The organism is Streptomyces sp. NPDC015130 (assembly GCF_043080005.1).
GTDB lineage: Bacteria > Actinomycetota > Actinomycetes > Streptomycetales > Streptomycetaceae > Streptomyces.
In genome coordinates, this window is record NZ_JBIBVC010000003.1 from 418,410 (window position 1) to 435,545 (window position 17,136).

The 17,136-nt window shown below is 74.5% G+C and carries 15 protein-coding genes; 14 read left to right on the top strand and 1 reads right to left on the bottom strand.

The genetic code is table 11. The annotated features are described in order from the left end of the window. Window positions 1–116: 116 nt before the first annotated feature. Window positions 117–1,511 (top strand): FAD-dependent monooxygenase, encoded by a 1,395-nt coding sequence (locus ACF08F_RS08000; protein WP_392297640.1) that lies wholly within the window; start codon window positions 117–119, stop codon window positions 1,509–1,511. Between the two features lie 73 nt (window positions 1,512–1,584). Here ACF08F_RS08000 and ACF08F_RS08005 read toward each other — a convergent pair whose 3' ends face one another. Further along, window positions 1,585–2,079 (bottom strand): MarR family winged helix-turn-helix transcriptional regulator, encoded by a 495-nt coding sequence (locus ACF08F_RS08005; RefSeq protein ID WP_392297641.1) that lies wholly within the window; start codon window positions 2,077–2,079, stop codon window positions 1,585–1,587. A gap of 125 nt (window positions 2,080–2,204) precedes the next feature. Between ACF08F_RS08005 and ACF08F_RS08010 the strand changes: the two genes are divergently transcribed. The 13 genes from ACF08F_RS08010 (at window position 2,205) to ACF08F_RS08070 (ending at window position 17,066) form a co-directional block, all read left to right on the top strand. Next, window positions 2,205–3,788: a molybdopterin-dependent oxidoreductase gene (locus ACF08F_RS08010; protein ID WP_392297642.1), complete on the top strand. Its 1,584-nt coding sequence runs from the start codon at window positions 2,205–2,207 to the stop codon at window positions 3,786–3,788. 112 nt (window positions 3,789–3,900) lie between these two features. Further along, window positions 3,901–6,042 (top strand): ATP-binding protein, encoded by a 2,142-nt coding sequence (locus tag ACF08F_RS08015; RefSeq protein WP_392297643.1) that lies wholly within the window; start codon window positions 3,901–3,903, stop codon window positions 6,040–6,042. Window positions 6,043–6,243: 201 nt separating this feature from the next. Further along, window positions 6,244–7,515, top strand: a complete 1,272-nt coding sequence (locus tag ACF08F_RS08020; RefSeq protein ID WP_392297644.1) for a sulfite oxidase — start codon at window positions 6,244–6,246, stop codon at window positions 7,513–7,515. Between the two features lie 99 nt (window positions 7,516–7,614). After that, complete coding sequence (gene nadE, locus ACF08F_RS08025; RefSeq protein ID WP_392297645.1) at window positions 7,615–8,445, top strand: ammonia-dependent NAD(+) synthetase; 831 nt, start codon at window positions 7,615–7,617, stop codon at window positions 8,443–8,445. Between the two features lie 91 nt (window positions 8,446–8,536). Continuing rightward, window positions 8,537–8,929, top strand: a complete 393-nt coding sequence (locus ACF08F_RS08030; RefSeq protein WP_392297646.1) for a VOC family protein — start codon at window positions 8,537–8,539, stop codon at window positions 8,927–8,929. Between the two features lie 78 nt (window positions 8,930–9,007). Further along, window positions 9,008–9,688, top strand: coding sequence for an ABC transporter permease (locus tag ACF08F_RS08035; RefSeq protein ID WP_392297647.1), 681 nt, complete (start codon window positions 9,008–9,010; stop codon window positions 9,686–9,688). After that, window positions 9,685–10,359, top strand: coding sequence for an ABC transporter permease (locus tag ACF08F_RS08040; protein WP_392297648.1), 675 nt, complete (start codon window positions 9,685–9,687; stop codon window positions 10,357–10,359). Before ACF08F_RS08035 ends, ACF08F_RS08040 begins: the two co-directional genes overlap by 4 nt. After that, a complete protein-coding gene (locus ACF08F_RS08045) occupies window positions 10,356–11,315 on the top strand; it encodes an ABC transporter substrate-binding protein (RefSeq protein WP_392297649.1) in 960 nt (319 codons plus the stop codon). Before ACF08F_RS08040 ends, ACF08F_RS08045 begins: the two co-directional genes overlap by 4 nt. A gap of 169 nt (window positions 11,316–11,484) precedes the next feature. Next, complete coding sequence (locus tag ACF08F_RS08050) at window positions 11,485–12,564, top strand: glycoside hydrolase family 5 protein (RefSeq protein ID WP_392297650.1); 1,080 nt, start codon at window positions 11,485–11,487, stop codon at window positions 12,562–12,564. Between the two features lie 147 nt (window positions 12,565–12,711). Further along, the gene (locus tag ACF08F_RS08055) at window positions 12,712–14,019 is read left to right on the top strand and encodes an alpha/beta fold hydrolase (RefSeq protein WP_392297651.1); all 1,308 of its coding nucleotides are present in this window, start codon (window positions 12,712–12,714) and stop codon (window positions 14,017–14,019) included. Window positions 14,020–14,181: 162 nt separating this feature from the next. Beyond that, window positions 14,182–15,297 (top strand): substrate-binding domain-containing protein, encoded by a 1,116-nt coding sequence (locus ACF08F_RS08060; protein ID WP_392297652.1) that lies wholly within the window; start codon window positions 14,182–14,184, stop codon window positions 15,295–15,297. 87 nt (window positions 15,298–15,384) lie between these two features. Beyond that, complete coding sequence (locus ACF08F_RS08065) at window positions 15,385–16,317, top strand: SIS domain-containing protein (RefSeq protein WP_392297653.1); 933 nt, start codon at window positions 15,385–15,387, stop codon at window positions 16,315–16,317. Continuing rightward, window positions 16,314–17,066 carry a PIG-L deacetylase family protein gene (locus ACF08F_RS08070; protein WP_392297654.1) on the top strand — a complete coding sequence of 251 codons (753 nt, stop codon included), beginning with the start codon at window positions 16,314–16,316 and terminating at the stop codon, window positions 17,064–17,066. The genes ACF08F_RS08065 and ACF08F_RS08070 overlap by 4 nt, the downstream gene beginning before the upstream one ends. Window positions 17,067–17,136 lie beyond the last annotated feature (70 nt).

Sequence of the window (17,136 nt, forward strand, 5' to 3'; positions counted from 1 at the left end):
CCGTATGCCAACACCTGTTGACAGTCCAATGCGGGCGGGGCTACATTTGCCCACAAGCGTTGGCCCACAGGTGTTGGCCAACGATCGTGGGTACGACGGACGGGCAGGGGAGAATCATGAACAACCTGGACACGGATGTCATCGTCGTGGGTGCCGGACCCACCGGAATGCTGCTCGCCGGCGACCTCGCCGCCGCCGGCCTGCGCGTCACCCTCGTCGAGCGCCGCCCGCACGGCATCAGCAACATGACCCGCGCCTTCGGAGTCCATGCCCGCACCCTGGAGCAGCTCGACGCCCGCGGGCTCGCCGACGAGCTGGTCGCCACCGGGACGCCCATCACCGAACTGCGGCTCTTCCGCCGCCTCAGCCTCGACCTCGGCCGGCTCCGCTCCCGCTTCCCGTACCTGCTCATCACCCCCCAGTACGAGGTCGAGCGGCTCCTCGAAGAGCGCGCGGAGGCCGCGGGCGTGGACTTCCGGTACGGAACGGAACTGCGGGGACTGAGCCAGGACGCCGAGCACGCCGTCGCGGAGCTCACCGGCCCCGACGGCACCCCCACCACCCTCCGCGCCCGCTACCTCGTCGGCACCGACGGCGTGCGCAGCGCCGTGCGGACGGCCCTCGGGCTGCCCTTCCCCGGGGACTCGGTGATCCGGTCCATCGTCCTCGCGGACGTCCGGCTCGCCGAGAAGCCCGAAGGGCTGCTCACGGTCAACGGCACGGGGGACGCCTTCGCCTTCGTCGCCCCCTTCGGGGACGGCTGGTACCGCGTGATGGGCTGGGACCGCACCCACCAGGTCCCCGACAGCGAGCCCGTCGACCTCGACGAGGTCCGCGCCATCGCGCGCCGCGCACTCGGCAGCGACTACGGGATGCACGACGCCCGCTGGATCTCCCGCTTCCACAGCGACGAGCGCCAGGTCCCGGCCTACCGCGCCGGCCGTGTCTTCCTGGCCGGAGACGCCGCCCACGTCCACTCCCCGGCCGGCGGTCAGGGCATGAACACCGGTCTCCAGGACGCGGCGAACCTCTCCTGGAAGCTCGTCGCCGTCCTGCGCGGCGACGCCCCCGACCCCGAGGCCCTCCTCGACAGCTACCACTCCGAGCGCCACCCCGTCGGCGCCATGGTGCTCCGCAGCAGCGGAGCCATCGTCCGCCTCGCCATGGCCCACAGCTCGCTCCAGCGCGCCGTCCGGTCGCTCGCCGCGCGGGCCCTCTCAGCCGTTCCCGCCGCCTCGGCCAAGGCGATGGGCATGATCAGCGGGCTCGGCATCTCCTACGGCCGGAACACCCGCCGCGTCCCCGATCTGAAGCTCCGCGAGGGAAGGCTGTACGAGCTGCTGCGCGAGGGCGAGTTCGTCCTGGTCGCCCCCGAGGGCGCGCGACCCGACCCCGCGACCGCCCCGACCACTCCGGCCCGCGTCATACGGGCCACCTGGACCGACCCGGCAGTACGCTCCGCCCTCCTCGTACGCCCCGACGGGTACGCGTTCCGACCGCACCGCCGGTGAAGGCCGCCACCGTGGGTGAGGGCCGCCACCGCCGGTGACGGCCCTCACCCACGGTGGCCGCCCGGCGTTCGGCTCAGCGGCGGGGGACGTGCAGGTCGCCGAGCTCCTCGTTCAACGCGTCCAGGAACCGCACGGCCGCGGCGAGCTCCTCCGCGTCGAACCGCAGCCGGGCTCGCTCCGCCGCCTGAGCCAGCGGCATGAAGTAGCTGCGCGCGGCGGCCCGCGCACCTTCCACGTAGTGCACGTGCACGACCCTGCGGTCGGCGCTCTCCCGGGAACGGCGGATGTGCCCCGCCCGCTCCAGCCGATCGAGACAGGCCGTGACCGCGCCCGAGGTCAGCCCCAGGTGCTCCCTCAGCCGGCCCGGCGTCAGCGGATCCGGGCTGTCCAGGACGACCGAGAGCGCCTGGACGTCCGTGGGGTGCAGTCCCTGCGCGGCCGCGAAGCCGTGGACCAGCCGGTTGATCTCGCCGTTCGCCCGCCGCAGGGCGCGGGCGAAACTCTGTGCGTCACCCGGCGCGCCCCCGGGCGCCGCTCCACCGGTCTCGGTTTCCTCTGTACTGGCCACACGATCAGCCTATAGAAGGGGGCCGGTCCGGCAGCTCCACGGGTGGCGCCGAAGCCACCGCACAGCCGTCCCCCTTCCAGGTGAACCGGCCCATCCGCAGCGCCGCCGATGCCGAATGGAGGAGCATGACCCTCTCCGAGCCACCACCCGAGCCGACCCGCACGGACCGACTCCTCGCCGCCGTCGGCGGCCTGCTCGCCGGATACGTCTCGCTGGCCGTGGCGGACATCGCCGCCCACTGGGTACGGCCCGGGGCGAGCCCCGTCCCCGCCGTCGGCGGCGCCGTCGTCGACCGGACCCCGGCGGCCGTCAAGGAGTGGGCCATCCGCGTCTTCGGCGAGAGCGACAAGGCCGTCCTCCAGCTCGGCATCCTGGTGATCCTCGGGCTCCTCGCCGTCGGCATCGGCCTCCTCGCCCTGCGCCACCGCCTGCTCGGCTCGGCGGCGGTCGGCGCCTTCGGCGTCCTCGGCGCCCTGGCCGCCGTCAGCCGCCCCGACTCGGACTCCGCCCTCGACGCCGTGCCCTCGCTGGTGGGTGCCGTCGCGGGCGCGATCCTGCTCTACGGCCTGATCGGCCTCCTCTTCGCCCGGCGGGCCCACGGCGATTCGGCGGGCGCCCGCGCCGACCGACGGAACTTCCTGGTCGTGGCCGCGTCCTCCGGGCTTGCCGCGACCGGCGCCGCCGCGCTCGGCAGGGCCGTCGGTTCACCCGCCGAGGAGGGCGCGACCGCCTCCCGGGCCGCGCTCCGCCTGCCCCCACCCGCGTCCCCCGCCCCGACCGTGCCCGCCGGCGTCCAGCTCCGGGTCCCCGGCATCGGCCCCTTCTTCACCCCCAACCGCGACTTCTACCGCGTCGACACCGCGCTCGTCGTCCCCAGGATCGACGCCGACGGGTGGCGCCTGCGCCTCCACGGCAGCGGCGTGCGCGAGGAACGCGCGCTCACCCTGCGGGAGCTCATGGCCCGGCGGGTCGTGGAGCGGGACATCACCCTCGCCTGCGTCTCCAACGAGGTCGGCGGCCCCTACGTCGGCAACGCCCGCTGGCTCGGCGTGTCCCTCGCCGACCTGCTCCGCGAGGCGGGCGTCCGGCCACCGTCCGAGGGCGGTCCCGCCGACCAGCTCGTCGCCCGCTCCGTCGACGGCATGACCCTCGGCACCCCCGTCGAGGCCGTCATGGACGGCCGGGACGCCCTCCTCGCCTTCGGGATGAACGGCGAACCCCTGCCCTTCACCCACGGCTTCCCCGTTCGCATGCTCGTCCCCGGCCTGTACGGGTACGTCTCCGCCTGCAAGTGGATCACCTCGATCGAGCTCACCACCTTCGACGCCTACGACGCCTACTGGGTGCCGCGCGGCTGGGCCGCCGAGGCACCCGTCAAGACCCAGTCCCGCATCGACACCCCACGCCCCCTCGCCCGGCCCGCCGCCGGCACCGTCATGATCGCGGGAGTGGCCTGGGCACAGCACCGCGGCATCGCCCGCGTCGAGGTACGGATCGACGAGGGCCCCTGGCGGGACGCCCGGCTCGCCGCCGAGGACAGCCCCGACACCTGGCGCCAGTGGACGTACCCCTGGGCGGCCACCCCCGGCCGCCACACCCTCACCGTCCGCGCCACCGACGGCACCGGCGCCACCCAGCCCGAGCGGCGCACCGACACGATGCCCGACGGGGCCCAGGGATGGCACTCGGTGGAGGTGACGGTGAAATGAGGGCGGAACGACGGTGGACCGGTGCGGAACGACCGGGTGTGACCGGGGATGACGGCCGACTGTCGGATAAGATGCGTAACGAAGCGGCTCAGCGGGTCCGTTCGAGCCCGACATGAGGGACACTGCTTCCGTGCGTGGACATCTTCCGGACGAGAACCCTGGGTTCGTGGGGCGCCGCACGGAACTGGGCCGAATATCCGCCGCGTTGGCGGAGCACCGCCTCGTCACCGTGACCGGCGTCGGCGGCGTCGGCAAGACCCGGCTCGCGCTGCGCTCCGCGCACCGCGTCGCCGACCGGTTCCCGGACGGCGCCTGGTGGACCGACCTGACCCCCCTCGACGGCGACCGGCTCCTCGTCGCGCTCGTCGCCGACTCCGTCGACCTCTCCGACCACACCCCCGGCATGGCGAGCACCGCACTCTGCCGCAGGCTCGCCGAGGACCGCCTGCTCCTCGTCCTCGACTCCTGCGAACACCTCGCCGAACCCTGCGCCCGGCTCGTCGCCGACCTGCTCGCCGCCGCCCCCGGACTCACCGTCCTCGCCACCAGCCGCCGCCCCCTCGGCGTCGAGGGCGAACGGATCATCGCCCTCGACCCGCTGCCGCCCGCGGGCCGGGACGCCCTGGAGCTGCTCCGACGGGCCGCCGGGGAGGACTTCCCCGCCGCTGGACCCGCCGGGGAGATCTGCGTACGCCTCGAAGGCATCCCCCTCGCCCTGGAGCTGGCCGCCGCACAGATCCGCCTCCAGGGCGCCGAGGCCGTCCGCGACCAGCTCGGCACCCGCCTCGACACCCCGCCGGGAGCCCGCTTCGACCTGCTCGCCCACACCGAGCGGGTGTGGCCGAGCCGGCACCAGACCCTGCGCGCCGCCATCGGCTGGAGCCACGAGCTGTGCGCCCCGCTCGAACGCCTCCTCTGGGCCCGCCTCTCCGTCTTCCGCGGCCCCTTCGACCTCGCGTCCGCCCTCGCCGTGTGCTCCGGCGGCCCGCTGACCCCCGCGACCCTGCCCGAGGCCCTCGACGGACTCGTCCGCTCCTCCGTGGTCCGCCCGCCCGACGCCGCCGGCCGCCACCGCATGCTCGACACCCTCCGCGCGTACGGGGCGACCTGGCTGGAGAGGACCGGGGAGACCGGGGCCGTCGCCGACCGGCACGCCGCCCACTTCCGCGGCCTCGCCCGCCGCGCGGACACCGAATGGCTCGGCACCCGCCAGCTCCGCTGGTACCGCAGCGTCGACGCCCACCACACCGACCTCCGCACCGCCCTCGACCGGCTGCTGCGCACCGACCCCGACGCGGCCCTCGACCTCGTCGGCTCCGTCGCCTTCGCCTGGTCCTGCCGCGGCCGCCTCCGGGAGGCCCGCGACGGCCTCGAACAGGCCCTGCTCCTCAGCGGCTCGCGCGGCCGCGCCCGGGCCCGCGCCCTCTGGGCGCTCGGCGTGACCCTCGTCCTCCAGGGCGAGTTCGGCCCGGCCCAGGAGGTCAGCGAACGCTGCGCCCGGGAGGCCCGCCACACGGAGTACGAGGAGGCCCTGGAGGCGGAGCGGGCCGAGACGCCCGGCCCGGACGCCCGCCCCGATCCGTACGCCGAGGCCCGGCCCCGGCCGGGCGACCTCACCCTGGACGCCGCCGCCCTCGCCGGGCTCCTCGCCCTGACGACCGGCCGCCCCATGGCCGCCTTCGTCGTCGTGGACCACGTCCTCGCCGCCGTGCCCGGCGGACCGGCCGACTCCGCCGCCCGGCTCCGCTGCGGGCTCGTCCGGGTCTTCGCCCTCACCGGCCTCGGCCGGATCGCCGAGGCCCGCGAGCGGGCCCTGGAGCTGCGGGCTCTGTGCGAGCAGCTCGACGAGCACTGGATCCGTACCGTCCTGGAGTACCAGTTCGCCCTCACCGGCCTCCTGCAGGGCGAGCCGGCGGCCGCCGCCGGACACGCCCGCGCCATGCTCGAAGGCACCCGCAGGCTCGGCGCGAGCCTGGGCGTCGCGCTCGGCCTCGACGTCCTCGCCACGGCCCTCGCGGCCGCGGGCGAAGGCGAGCGGGCGGCCGACGTCTCCGGCACGGGGGAGGCGTACTGGCGCTCCACCGGCCAGCCCCGGCGCGGCCTGCCCGGGCTGCGCGCGCTCCACGAGAAGTACACCGACACGGCCCGCGCCACGATCGGCGAGCCCGCCTACGAGGAGATCTTCCTGCGCGCCCTCACGGGCCTCCCGCAGGACGGCCTCGACCGAGCGCTCCGAGGCTCGTCACAGACCTGACGGGGGCCCGGCGGCCGACTCCCGGCGGCCGGACGTCGGCCCGCCGGCCCCGCCTGCGTCGGCCTCGCCTCCGCCGGCCCCGCCTCAGGCGGGCCGGGCGGAAGGGCCGGGCGGAAGCGGTGCCTGCCCGCCACCCCGGCCCCGCCCCGCCCCGCCCCCACCGACAGGACACGCCCCGGCCGTCCGGCGCACCATGAGGACATGGACGGATCCCCGAGCGCACCGGCCGGCGTCAGCGGGCCCGGCCGGATCGCGGGCCCCGAGGAGGGCATCTCCGCACAGGAGCTCGCCCTCGCCGCCCGCAACCACGGGCTGCCACTGGAAGCGCTGCGGTACGACGTGACCCCGCCCGGCCTCCACTACGTCCTCGTGCACTACGACATCCCCGCCACGGACCCCGACGGCTGGCGGCTCACCGTCGGCGGCCGGGTCCTCCGGCCGCTCGCCCTGGACCTCGACGCGCTGCGCGCCAGGCCCTCCGTCACCCGCCGCGTGACCCTGGAGTGCGCCGGGAACGGCCGCGCCCGCCTCACCCCCCGGCCCGTCAGCCAGCCCTGGCTCGTCGAGGCCGTCGGCACCGCCGAGTGGACGGGCGTCCCGCTTGCCGCGCTCCTCGCCGAGGCCGGGACCGCCGAGGACGCCGTCGAGGCCGTGTTCACCGGCGCCGACCACGGCGTGGAGCGGGGCGTCGAGCAGGACTACCGGCGCAGCCTGCCGCTGCCGGTCGCCGCGGACCCGGCACGGGACGTCCTCGTCGCGTACGCGATGAACGGGGCGCCCCTGCCCCCGCAGCACGGCAGCCCGCTCCGGCTCGTCGTGCCCGGCTGGTACGGCATGGCCCATGTGAAGTGGCTCCGCGACATCACCGTCACCGCCACCCCGTACACCGGCTTCCAGCAGAGCGTGGCCTACCGCATCCGGACGGCCGCGGAGGGGGACGACCCCGGGGAGCCCGTCACCCTCATCGCGCCCCGCGCCCTGATGATCCCGCCCGGATTCCCGGACTTCATGTCCCGCGCGCGGGTCGTCCGCCCCGGGGTCGTCCCGCTCGCCGGGCGCGCCTGGTCCGGCCACGGAGCGGTCACACGGGTCGAGATCGGCGTGACCGACGTGACCGGCGTGACGGACGTGACGGACGTGACGGACGCGAACGGCGGGGACGGCGGGGACGGACGGGAGGGCGATGGTGGCGGTGACGACGGCGGTACGGTCTGGGCCGACGCCGTGCTCGACCGCGACCCCGCGCACCCCTGGGCCTGGTCGTCCTGGCGTGCGACCTGGACGGCGACACCGGGCCACCACCGCCTCACGGCGCGCGCCACCGACGCCGAGGGGCACGTCCAGCCGCTCGCCGCCCCGTGGAACCGCGGCGGCTTCGCCAACAACCTCGTCCAGCGCGTCGACGTGTTCTGCGCGCCCGAAGCGCCCGAAGCGCCCGAAGCCCCCGGCGCCCGCGAAGCGCCCGCCTCCTGACCCGAGGGGAAGGACGGCCGGGGCCGGGCGACACCCCGCACCCCCGGTGCGTAGAGTCGACCCCGGTACCCAGCAGCCCGCCCCGACGAGGAGAACCCCGTGACCGACCCGGCGTCCACCGCCCTCCAGCAGCAGATCGCCCGGGACCTCGAGGTGTCCGACACCTTCGACCCGGCCGTGGAGATCGAGCGCCGAGTGGCCTTCCTCGCCGAGCGCCTCACCTCCACCGGGCTGCGCTCCCTCGTCCTCGGCATCAGCGGCGGCGTCGACTCGACCACCGCCGGCCGGCTCTGCCAGCTCGCCGTCGAGCGGGTCCGGGCCGCCGGCCACGACGCGACCTTCTACGCCATGCGCCTGCCGTACGGCGTCCAGGCCGACGAGAGCGACGCGCAGACCGCCCTCGGCTTCATCCGCGCCGACCAGGTCCTCACCGTGGACGTGAAGGCCGCCAGCGACGCGGCCCTGGCGGCCGCCCTCGCGGGCGGGGTCGCCTTCCGCGACGCCCACCACCAGGACTTCGTCCAGGGCAACATCAAGGCCCGCCAGCGGATGATCGCCCAGTACGCGGTCGCCGGCGCCCACGACGGTCTCGTCGTCGGCACCGACCACGCCGCCGAGGCCGTCTCCGGCTTCTTCACCAAGTTCGGCGACGGCGCCGCCGACGTCGTCCCGCTCACCGGCCTCACCAAGCGGCGCGTCCGCGCGGTCGCCGCCGAGCTCGGTGCCCCGGCCGAGCTGGTGTGGAAGGTCCCGACGGCCGACCTGGAGACGCTGGACCCGGGCAAGCCCGACGAGGACGCGCTCGGTGTCACGTACGACGACATCGACGACTTCCTGGAGGGGAAGCCCGTCGCGGAGGCCGCCTTCGCCACGATCGTCCGCCGCTACGAGCTCACCGAGCACAAGCGGCAGCTGCCGATCGCCCCCTGACCGGGACATCCGGGCGCCCCTGAGCGCTTCGCGGCCCGTCGGCGGATCCTGGAAGGGGCGCTCGGAAGAGTTCCCCGGAAGGGAGCACGTCATGTTCGGCGAGACCACGGCCTTCAGCGGATTCTCGGTCGACGACCTCGACGCCGCCCGCCGGTTCTACGGCGAGACCCTCGGCCTGAAGGTGCAGGAGGAGGGCGAGGGCGATATGCGCATGCTCTTCCTCACCTTGGCCGGCGGGACGCGGATCTTCATCTATCCCAAGGACAACCACACCCCCGCCTCGTACACGATCCTCAACTTCGAGGTCGACGACATCGACCGCGCCGTCGACGAGCTGACGGGACGCGGGATCACGCTGGAGCGCTACCCCGACTTCGAGGCCGACGAGAAGGGCATCGTGCGGGACGCGGACGGCGGCCTGGCCATCGCCTGGTTCACGGACCCGGCGGGCAACGTCCTCTCCGTCCTCCACGGGCACCCCTGACCGGGGAGGCGGACGCGCCCGCCCCCGAACGGCCCGGTCGGAGGTGCGCCGGGGCCGTGCGCCGTCTCGAATGGGAAGGTGACCGCGCCGCCCGACGACTGCCTCGCCCGCAACGACTGGATCTGCGGCGCCTACGTGTCCACGCGCGACGAGATCCTCACGGACGCGGTCGTCCAGCACCTCCAGCTGACCGGCGCCTCGGTCGCCCTCGCCGTGCTGCTCGCGCTGCCCCTCGCGGTCCTCGCGCGCCGTTGGCGCTGGGCGGCCGGGCCCGTCCTCGGGATCACCACGGTCCTGTACACGATCCCGGCCCTCGCGATGTTCTCGCTGCTCCTGCCCGTGTACGGCCTCTCCGCCGCCCTGGTCGTGGCCGGGCTCGTCCTGTACTCCCTCACCCTTCTCGTACGGAACGTCCTCGCCGGACTCCGCGCGGTCCCCGAGGAGACCCGGCAGGCCGCGCGCGGCCTCGGCTACGGGCCGGTCCGCCTGCTCCTCACCGTCGAACTGCCCCTCGCGCTGCCCGCGGCCATGGCCGGACTGCGCATCGCCACCGTCTCCGCCGTCTCCCTCGTCACCATCGGCGCGATCGTCGGCCACGGCGGCCTCGGCAACCTGATCTACGCGGGGATGAACACCTACTTCAAGGCCCAGGTCCTCACCGCCTCCGTCCTCTGCGTTGTCATCGCCGTCGTCGCCGACCTGCTCCTCCTCGGCGCGCAGCGGCTCCTCACGCCGTGGACCCGCAGGCAGGCCGCGTGACCACGCTGACCGAGGCCTGGTCCTGGCTCACCACCTCCGCGCACTGGTCCGGCGAGAACGGCGTCCTGCACCGGCTCGCCGAGCACCTGTTCCTCACCGTCGTCTGCCTCGCGCTCGGCTGTCTTGTCGCCCTGCCCGTCGCCCTCGTCCTCGGCCACCTCGGCAAGGGCGGCGGGCTCGCCGTGAACCTCGCCAACGCGGGCCGCGCCGTGCCCACCTTCGCCGTCCTCGTGCTTCTGCTCCTCGGCCCCCTCGGCCCGTACGGTGAGTGGCCGACGATCATCGCGCTCGTCCTCTTCGCCGTGCCTCCGCTGCTCACCAACGCGTACGTCGGGATGCGCGGCGTCGACGCCGACGTCGTCCGGGCCGCCCGGGGCATGGGCATGACCGGTGGTCAGACCCTCGCCCGGGTCGAGCTGCCGCTCGCGCTGCCGATGGTCCTCACCGGCGTACGGATCGCCGCCGTCCAGCTCGTCGCCACCGCCACCGTGGCCGCGCTCGCGGGCGGCGGCGGCCTCGGCCGGATCATCACGGCGGGGTTCAACCTCGCCTCCACCCCGCAGGTCGTCGCCGGGGCCCTGCTCGTGGCGGCCCTCGCGCTCCTGGTGGAGGGCGTCTTCGAGGGCGTCCAGCGTCTCGCGCCCGCCGGGGCGCGGGGGAGCGGCGGATGAGGCCGCCCCGTGGAGGGCCGCTGCTCGGAGCCGTGGTCTCCCTCGCCCTCGCGCTCTCCGGCTGTGCCGAGGGACCGAGTCTGGAGGAGCAGGGCGAGGTCACGGGGCGGCCCGGCGCGGGCGACCGCCTGGTCGTCGGCTCGGCCGGATTCACCGAGAGCGACCTGCTGGCCCAGATGTACGCACTGCTCCTGGAACAGGCCGGCTACCGCACGAAGATCCTCTCCGTCACCAACCGCGAGCTGTACGAACCCGCGCTGGAGAACGGGCAGATCGACGTCGTGCCGGAGTACGCCGCGACCTTCGCCGACTGGCTGAACGCCAAGGCCAACGGCGCGGCCGCGCCGACGGTCGGCTCGCCCGACCTCGCCGCGACCATGACGGCCCTCCGCGCGCTCGCCGGCCCGCGCGGGCTCACCGTCCTCGACCCCGGCCGCGCCGTCGACCAGAACGCCTTCGCCGTCACCGCGGCCTTCGCCGCCGAACACCGCCTGAGGACGCTGAGCGAGCTCGGCGCCGCCCGGCTCCCCGTCCGGCTCGCGGCCGGGGACGAGTGCGTCCAGCGGCCCTACTGCGCCCCCGGTCTGACGAAGGTGTACGGGATCGAGGTGACCGCCGTCGACCCCAAGGGCGTCGGGACGACCCAGGCGAAGCAGTCCGTCCGGAGCGGCCGGAACGAGCTGATGCTCACGACGACCACCGACGCCACGCTCGACGACTTCGGGCTCGTCCTGCTCGCCGACGACAGGAACCTCCAGAACGCCGACCACATCGTGCCCGTGGTCAACCGGGCCCGCGCCGGGAGCGCGGACGTCACGGGGGCGCTCGACCGCCTCAACACCGTGCTGACCACGGCCGATCTGGCGCAGCTCAACGAACGGGTGGACAGCTGGCGCCGTCTCCCGGAGGACGTGGCGCGCGACTACCTCGCGGACAAGGGCCTGGTCCCGCGCTGACAGGCGGAGGCCGGAGAGTCAGCCTGCTGAACAGCGTCTCTTGTCATGACCCTTGCGGGTCACGCGCGAGCCCTGCTATTCATTCGTTAGGAAGGTTTCCTTCCAGTCTGCTCGTGTCCCGTACCTCGCTCTTCGTTCCCCGTTCCCCCCATCGTTCCGGGAGACCCCCATGACTTCGGCACGATCCATACGCCCCCGCACCGGACTCCGCCGCCTCGGCGTCGCCGCCACCGCGCTGGGCACCCTGCTCCTCGGCCTCGCCGCCGCACCGCCCACCGTGAGCGCGGCCCCCGCCGGCGCCACCGCGGCCACGCCCGCCTCGATCAACGGCCAGCTCGCCGTCTGCGGCACCAAGCTCTGCAACAAGCACGGCAACCCGATCCAGCTGCGCGGCATGTCCAGCCACGGCACCCAGTGGTACGCCAAGTGCCTGACGGGCGGCTCCCTCGACGCCCTCGCCAAGGACTGGAACGCCGACGTCCTGCGCGTCTCCACGTACGTCCAGGAGGGCGGCTACGAGACCGACCCCCGCAAGTACACCGACCTGGCCCACTCGCTCATCGAGCAGGCCACCGCGCGCGGCATGTACGTGATCGTCGACTGGCACATGCTCGACCCGGGCGACCCCCACCACAACCTCGCCCGGGCCAAGACCTTCTTCACCGAGATCGCCCAGCGCCACGGCTCCAAGACCAACCTGCTCTACGAGATCGCCAACGAGCCGAGCGGAGTCTCCTGGTCGCGGATCAAGAGCTACGCCGAGCAGCTCATCCCGGTCGTCCGCGCCAAGGACGCCGAGACCCCGGTCCTCGTCGGCACGCGCGCCTGGTCCTCGTTCGGGGTCTCGGAGGGCGCGAACGAGTCCGAGGTCGTGTCCAACCCGGTGAACGCGGCCAACATCATGTACACCTTCCACTTCTACGCGTACTCCCACCGGGAGGAGTACCTGAACACCCTCTCCCGCGCCGCCGACAAGCTGCCCGTCTTCGTCACCGAGTTCGGCACGCAGAACTACGCGGGCGAGGGCGCGAACGACTTCACGATGACGAAGAAGTACCTCGACCTGATGGCCGCGAAGAAGATCAGCTGGGTCAACTGGAACTTCTCCGACGACCAGCGCAGCGGCGCCGTCTTCAAGCAGGGCACCTGTGCCGCCGGCGGCAGCTGGACCGGCACCGGCTCCCTCAAGCCCGCGGGTGTCTGGATCCGCGACCGCATCAGGACGGCGGACTCCTTCCCCACCACCTGAACCAGGAAGCCGATCCGGCCTCCTGACTCCGGCTACGGCCCCTGACGCCGCTCCGGTCCGCCGACCGCGCCCGAACCGGTACGCCCCCGCCGTGTGATCCACTGTCCCGGCGGGGGCGTACCGACCAGGATCAGGAGCAGCAGCACGTTGACCACTTACCGCCAGCCCGGACTCGTCCTCACCGACCACTGCTTCCCCGTCCCCCTCGACCACACCCGCCCCGACGGCGAGCGGATCGAGATCTACGGCCGCGAGCTCGTCGCGAGCGGGGCGGCCGCCGAGGACCGGGAGCGGCTCCCCTGGCTGGTCTACCTGGAGGGCGGGCCCGGCTTCGGCGCCCGCCGCTTCATCGGCCCGCAGGCCTGGCTCGGCCGGGCCGTGCGCGAGTACCGCGTCCTCCTCCTCGACCAGCGGGGCACCGGCCGCTCCACCCCCGCCAACCGCCAGACCCTGCCCCTGCGCGGCACCCCGGCCGAACAGGCGGGCTACCTCGCCCACTTCCGCGCCGACTCCATCGTCAAGGACTGCGAACTGATCCGGCGGCGCCTCACCGGCGGTGCCCCCTGGACCGTCCTCGGCCAGAGCTTCGGCGGCTTCTGCGCGACCCACTACCTCTCCACCGCCCCCGAGGGCCTGGACACGGTCCTCGTCACCGGCGGTCTGCCCTCCCTGTACGCCACGGCCGACGAGGTCTACCGCGCCGCCTACCCCCGGATCCGGCGCAAGAACGAGGCTCATTTCGCCCGCTACCCGCAGGACGCCGAACGCGCCCGGGCGATCGCCACTCACCTCCTCGACCACGAGGTCACCCTCCCCGGCGGCGGGCTCCTGACCGTCGAGGCCTTCCAGTCCCTCGGCATCCTCCTCGGCTCCGGCGACGGCACCCACCAGCTCCATCTGCTCCTGGAGCACGCCTTCGTCCCGGCCCCCGGCGGACCCGTGCTCGCCGACGCCTTCCTCGAACAGGTCCAGGCCCACCTCTCGTACGCCGGACACCCGCTCTACGCCGTCCTCCACGAGGCCATCTACGCCCAGGGCCAGGGCCCCACCGACTGGGCCGCCGAGCGGGTCCGGGGCGACTTCCCCGAGTTCGACGCCGCGGCGGCGCTCTCGGCGGGCGAGCCCTTCCTCTTCACCGGCGAGACCGTCCACCCCTGGCACTTCCGCACCGACCCCGCCCTGCGACCGCTCCGCGAGACCGCCGAACTCCTCGCCGCACGCGCCGACTGGGCCCCGCTGTACGACCCCGAGCGCCTCGCCGCCAACGAGGTCCCGGTCGCCGCCGCCGTCTACCACGACGACATGTACGTGCACACCGCCCACTCCCTCGAGACGGCCCGCGCCGTGCGCGGCCTGCGGACCTGGGTGACCGACGAGTTCGAGCACGACGGGCTGCGGGCCGGCGGCCCGCGCGTCCTCGACCGGCTGCTCGCCCTCGCCCGGGACGAGAAGTGACCGGCGACGGGGGCGAGAGGTGACCGGCGACGGGGACGAGAGGTGACCGGCCGGGCATAGGATTCGGCGCGCAATCGATCAGCACCCGGGACGCAGCACTCGGTACCGGGTGCGCCGGCGCAGGGAACCGGGCGGGCGACCCGCCCGCAGGAGGGGGCCCGGATGGCGGGACGGCGGGAGACACCGGCGTCCGGCCGGGAACTGAAGTTCCGGGCCCTCATGGCCGAGCTGCGGCGCGGCATCCTCGACGGCACCTGGCCGCCCGGCAGCAAACTCCCCACCGAGCGCGCCCTCGCCACCGAGACCGGCCTGTCCGTGACGACCGTCCGCCGCGCCTACGAGGACCTCGTCGCCCTCGGCCTCGTCGAGCGCCGCCAGGGCGCGGGCACCTTCGCGGCCCACCGCCCCGAGCGGGGCGGCGCCGCGCGCCGGATCGTCGGCGTCCTCGTCCCCGACACCACGTTCTACTACCCGCGCGTCCTCCAGGGCATCGAGAAGGAACTCGCGGCGGACGGCGCGCGGCTCGTCCTGGCCTGCTCCCACTACGACCCGGACGAGGAGGACGCGGCCGTCGAACGCCTCCTCTCCGACGGGGTCCACGGGCTCCTCCTCGTCCCGAGCCTGCACACCGCCACCGATCCCGGCCGCCGCGCCGAGGAACTCCTCGCCCTGCCCGTCCCCGCCGTCCTCGTCGAGCGCCGGCTCGCCGCCCACGGACCCGGCGACGCCACCGAACACGTCTGCACCGACCACGAGGGCGGCGCCTACGACGCCGTACGCCATCTGCACGGCCTCGGCCACGAGCGGATCGGGCTCGTCACCCGCACCGACGCGCCCACCACCGCGCCCATCGAGTCCGGCTTCGCCCGGGCGCTCGCCGACCTCGGCCTGCCCGCGCCGCCGCCCCACGAGCGCGACGTCATGGCCCGCTGGGACCCGGACCGTGCCGACGGGGCCCTCGCCGCGCTGCGTGCCGCGGGCGTCACCGCCGCGCTCTGCTTCGGCGACCGGGAGGCCGCGCTGATGCTCGGGGCGGCCCGCCGCGCCGGGCTCCGGGTGCCCGAGGACCTGGCCATGATCAGCTACGACAACGAGTTCGCGGACGTCGCGGAGACCCCGCTGACGGCCGTCTCGCCGCCCAAGTACCAGCTCGGACGGCTCGCCGCGCAGATCCTCCTGCGGCGGCTCGCCGAGGGTGATGCCGCGCCGCTCCACCAGGTGCAGCTGCGGCCCCGGCTCGTCGTCCGCGCCTCCTGCGGGCAAAAGTCCAAGCAGTGAGTCCCCCATGCTCATGGTGTGCTCTTGACCGGTGCCGGTAGAACTCGGTCCGACTCCACGGGGGAGTCTGCAAGAGAGGACCGGACCATGAGCACCCACGTCACCGCGGAGATCGCCGGCCAGCCCGACTGCTGGCGCCGTGCCGCCGAGACCGCCGACCGCGAGGCCACCCGGCTGCCGCGCCGGGGCGAGCGCGTCGCCGTCGTCGGCTGCGGCACCTCGTACTTCATCGCCCGTGCCTACGCGGCGCTGCGCGAGTCCCTCGGCGCGGGCGAGACCGACGCCTTCCCCGCGTCCGACCCGACCCCCCTCGGCCGGGGGTACGACCGGATCGTCGCCCTCACCCGCTCCGGGACGACCACCGAGGTCGTGAACCTGCTCGCCGGTGCCGCCGGCCGCATCCCGAGCCTCGTGCTCACCGGCGTCCCCGACAGCCCGGCGGGGCAGCTCGCGGACGAGACCGTCGACCTCGCCTTCGCCGACGAACGCTCCGTCGTCCAGACCCGGTTCGCCACCACCGCCCTCCAACTCCTGCGCGCCGGACTCGGGGTGGACCTCGGGCCGGCCATCGCCGACGCCGAACTCGTCCTGTACGAGCGGCTCCCCGTCGACTGGGAGCGGCGCGTCCAGTTCACCTTCCTCGGCACCGGCTGGACCGTGGGACTCGCCGACGAGGCGGCCCTCAAGCTCCGCGAGGTGGCCCGCGTCTGGACGGAGTCGTACGCGGCGATGGAGTACCGGCACGGCCCGATCAGCATCAGCGACCGGACCAGCCTGGTCTGCTGCCTCGGGCCCGCGCCCTCGGGCCTCCGGGACGAAGTGGAGTCCACCGGTGCCCTGTTCACGGCCGACGCGATCGACCCGGTCGCCGCGCTCGTGCGCGCCCAGCGGCTTGCCGTCGCCCTCGCGGACCGGCGCGGCCTCAACCCCGACCGCCCGCGGCACATTTCACGCTCGGTGATCCTCGCCGGAGCGTTCCGCCCTGACGTCCGGGACGCGGCCCGTATCCTGCGCTCATGATCGAGAACGCCGCCACGGATCTCCTGGACATGCCCCGCGACTGGCAGCGGGCCCTCGCGGTCGTCGCCCACCCCGACGACCTGGAGTACGGCTGCGCCGCCGCCGTCGCCGACTGGACGGACGAGGGGAAGGAGGTCGTCTACGTCCTCGCCACGCGCGGCGAGGCCGGCATCGACACCCTCGCCCCGGACGTCTGCGGCCCGCTGCGCGAGCGCGAGCAGCGGGACAGCGCCGCCGTCGTCGGCGTCGGCACCGTCGAGTTCCTCAACCACCGCGACGGCGTCGTCGAGTACGGGCTCGGGCTGCGCCGCGACATCGCCGCGGCGATCCGCCGCCACCGCCCGGAGCTCGTCATCACCCTCAACCACCGCGACACCTGGGGCGGCGGCCCGGGCGCCCCCTGGAACACCCCCGACCACCTGGCCGTCGGCCGCGCCACGCTCGACGCGGCGGCCGACGCCGGAAACCGCTGGATCTTCCCCGAGCTGACCGAACAGGGCCTGGAGCCCTGGAACGGCGTCCGCTGGGTCGCGGTCGCCGCCTCCAGCACCCCGACCCACGCGGTCGACGCGACCCCCGGCCTGGACCGCGCCGTCCGCTCCCTCCTCTGCCACCGCGCCTACATCGAGGCCCTGACGGACGAGGACCCGGAGGAGTACGTCCGCTCCTTCCTCACCGAGGCGACCGCCCGGTCCGCCCCCCGCTTCGGCGACCGCCCGGCGGTGACCTTCGAACTCTTCGGCCGCTAGGGCGTGTTGCGAAAGTAGCGTCGGCCGCCGTCGGGCAGGCGGGACTTTCGCAACACGCCCTAGGGTCGGT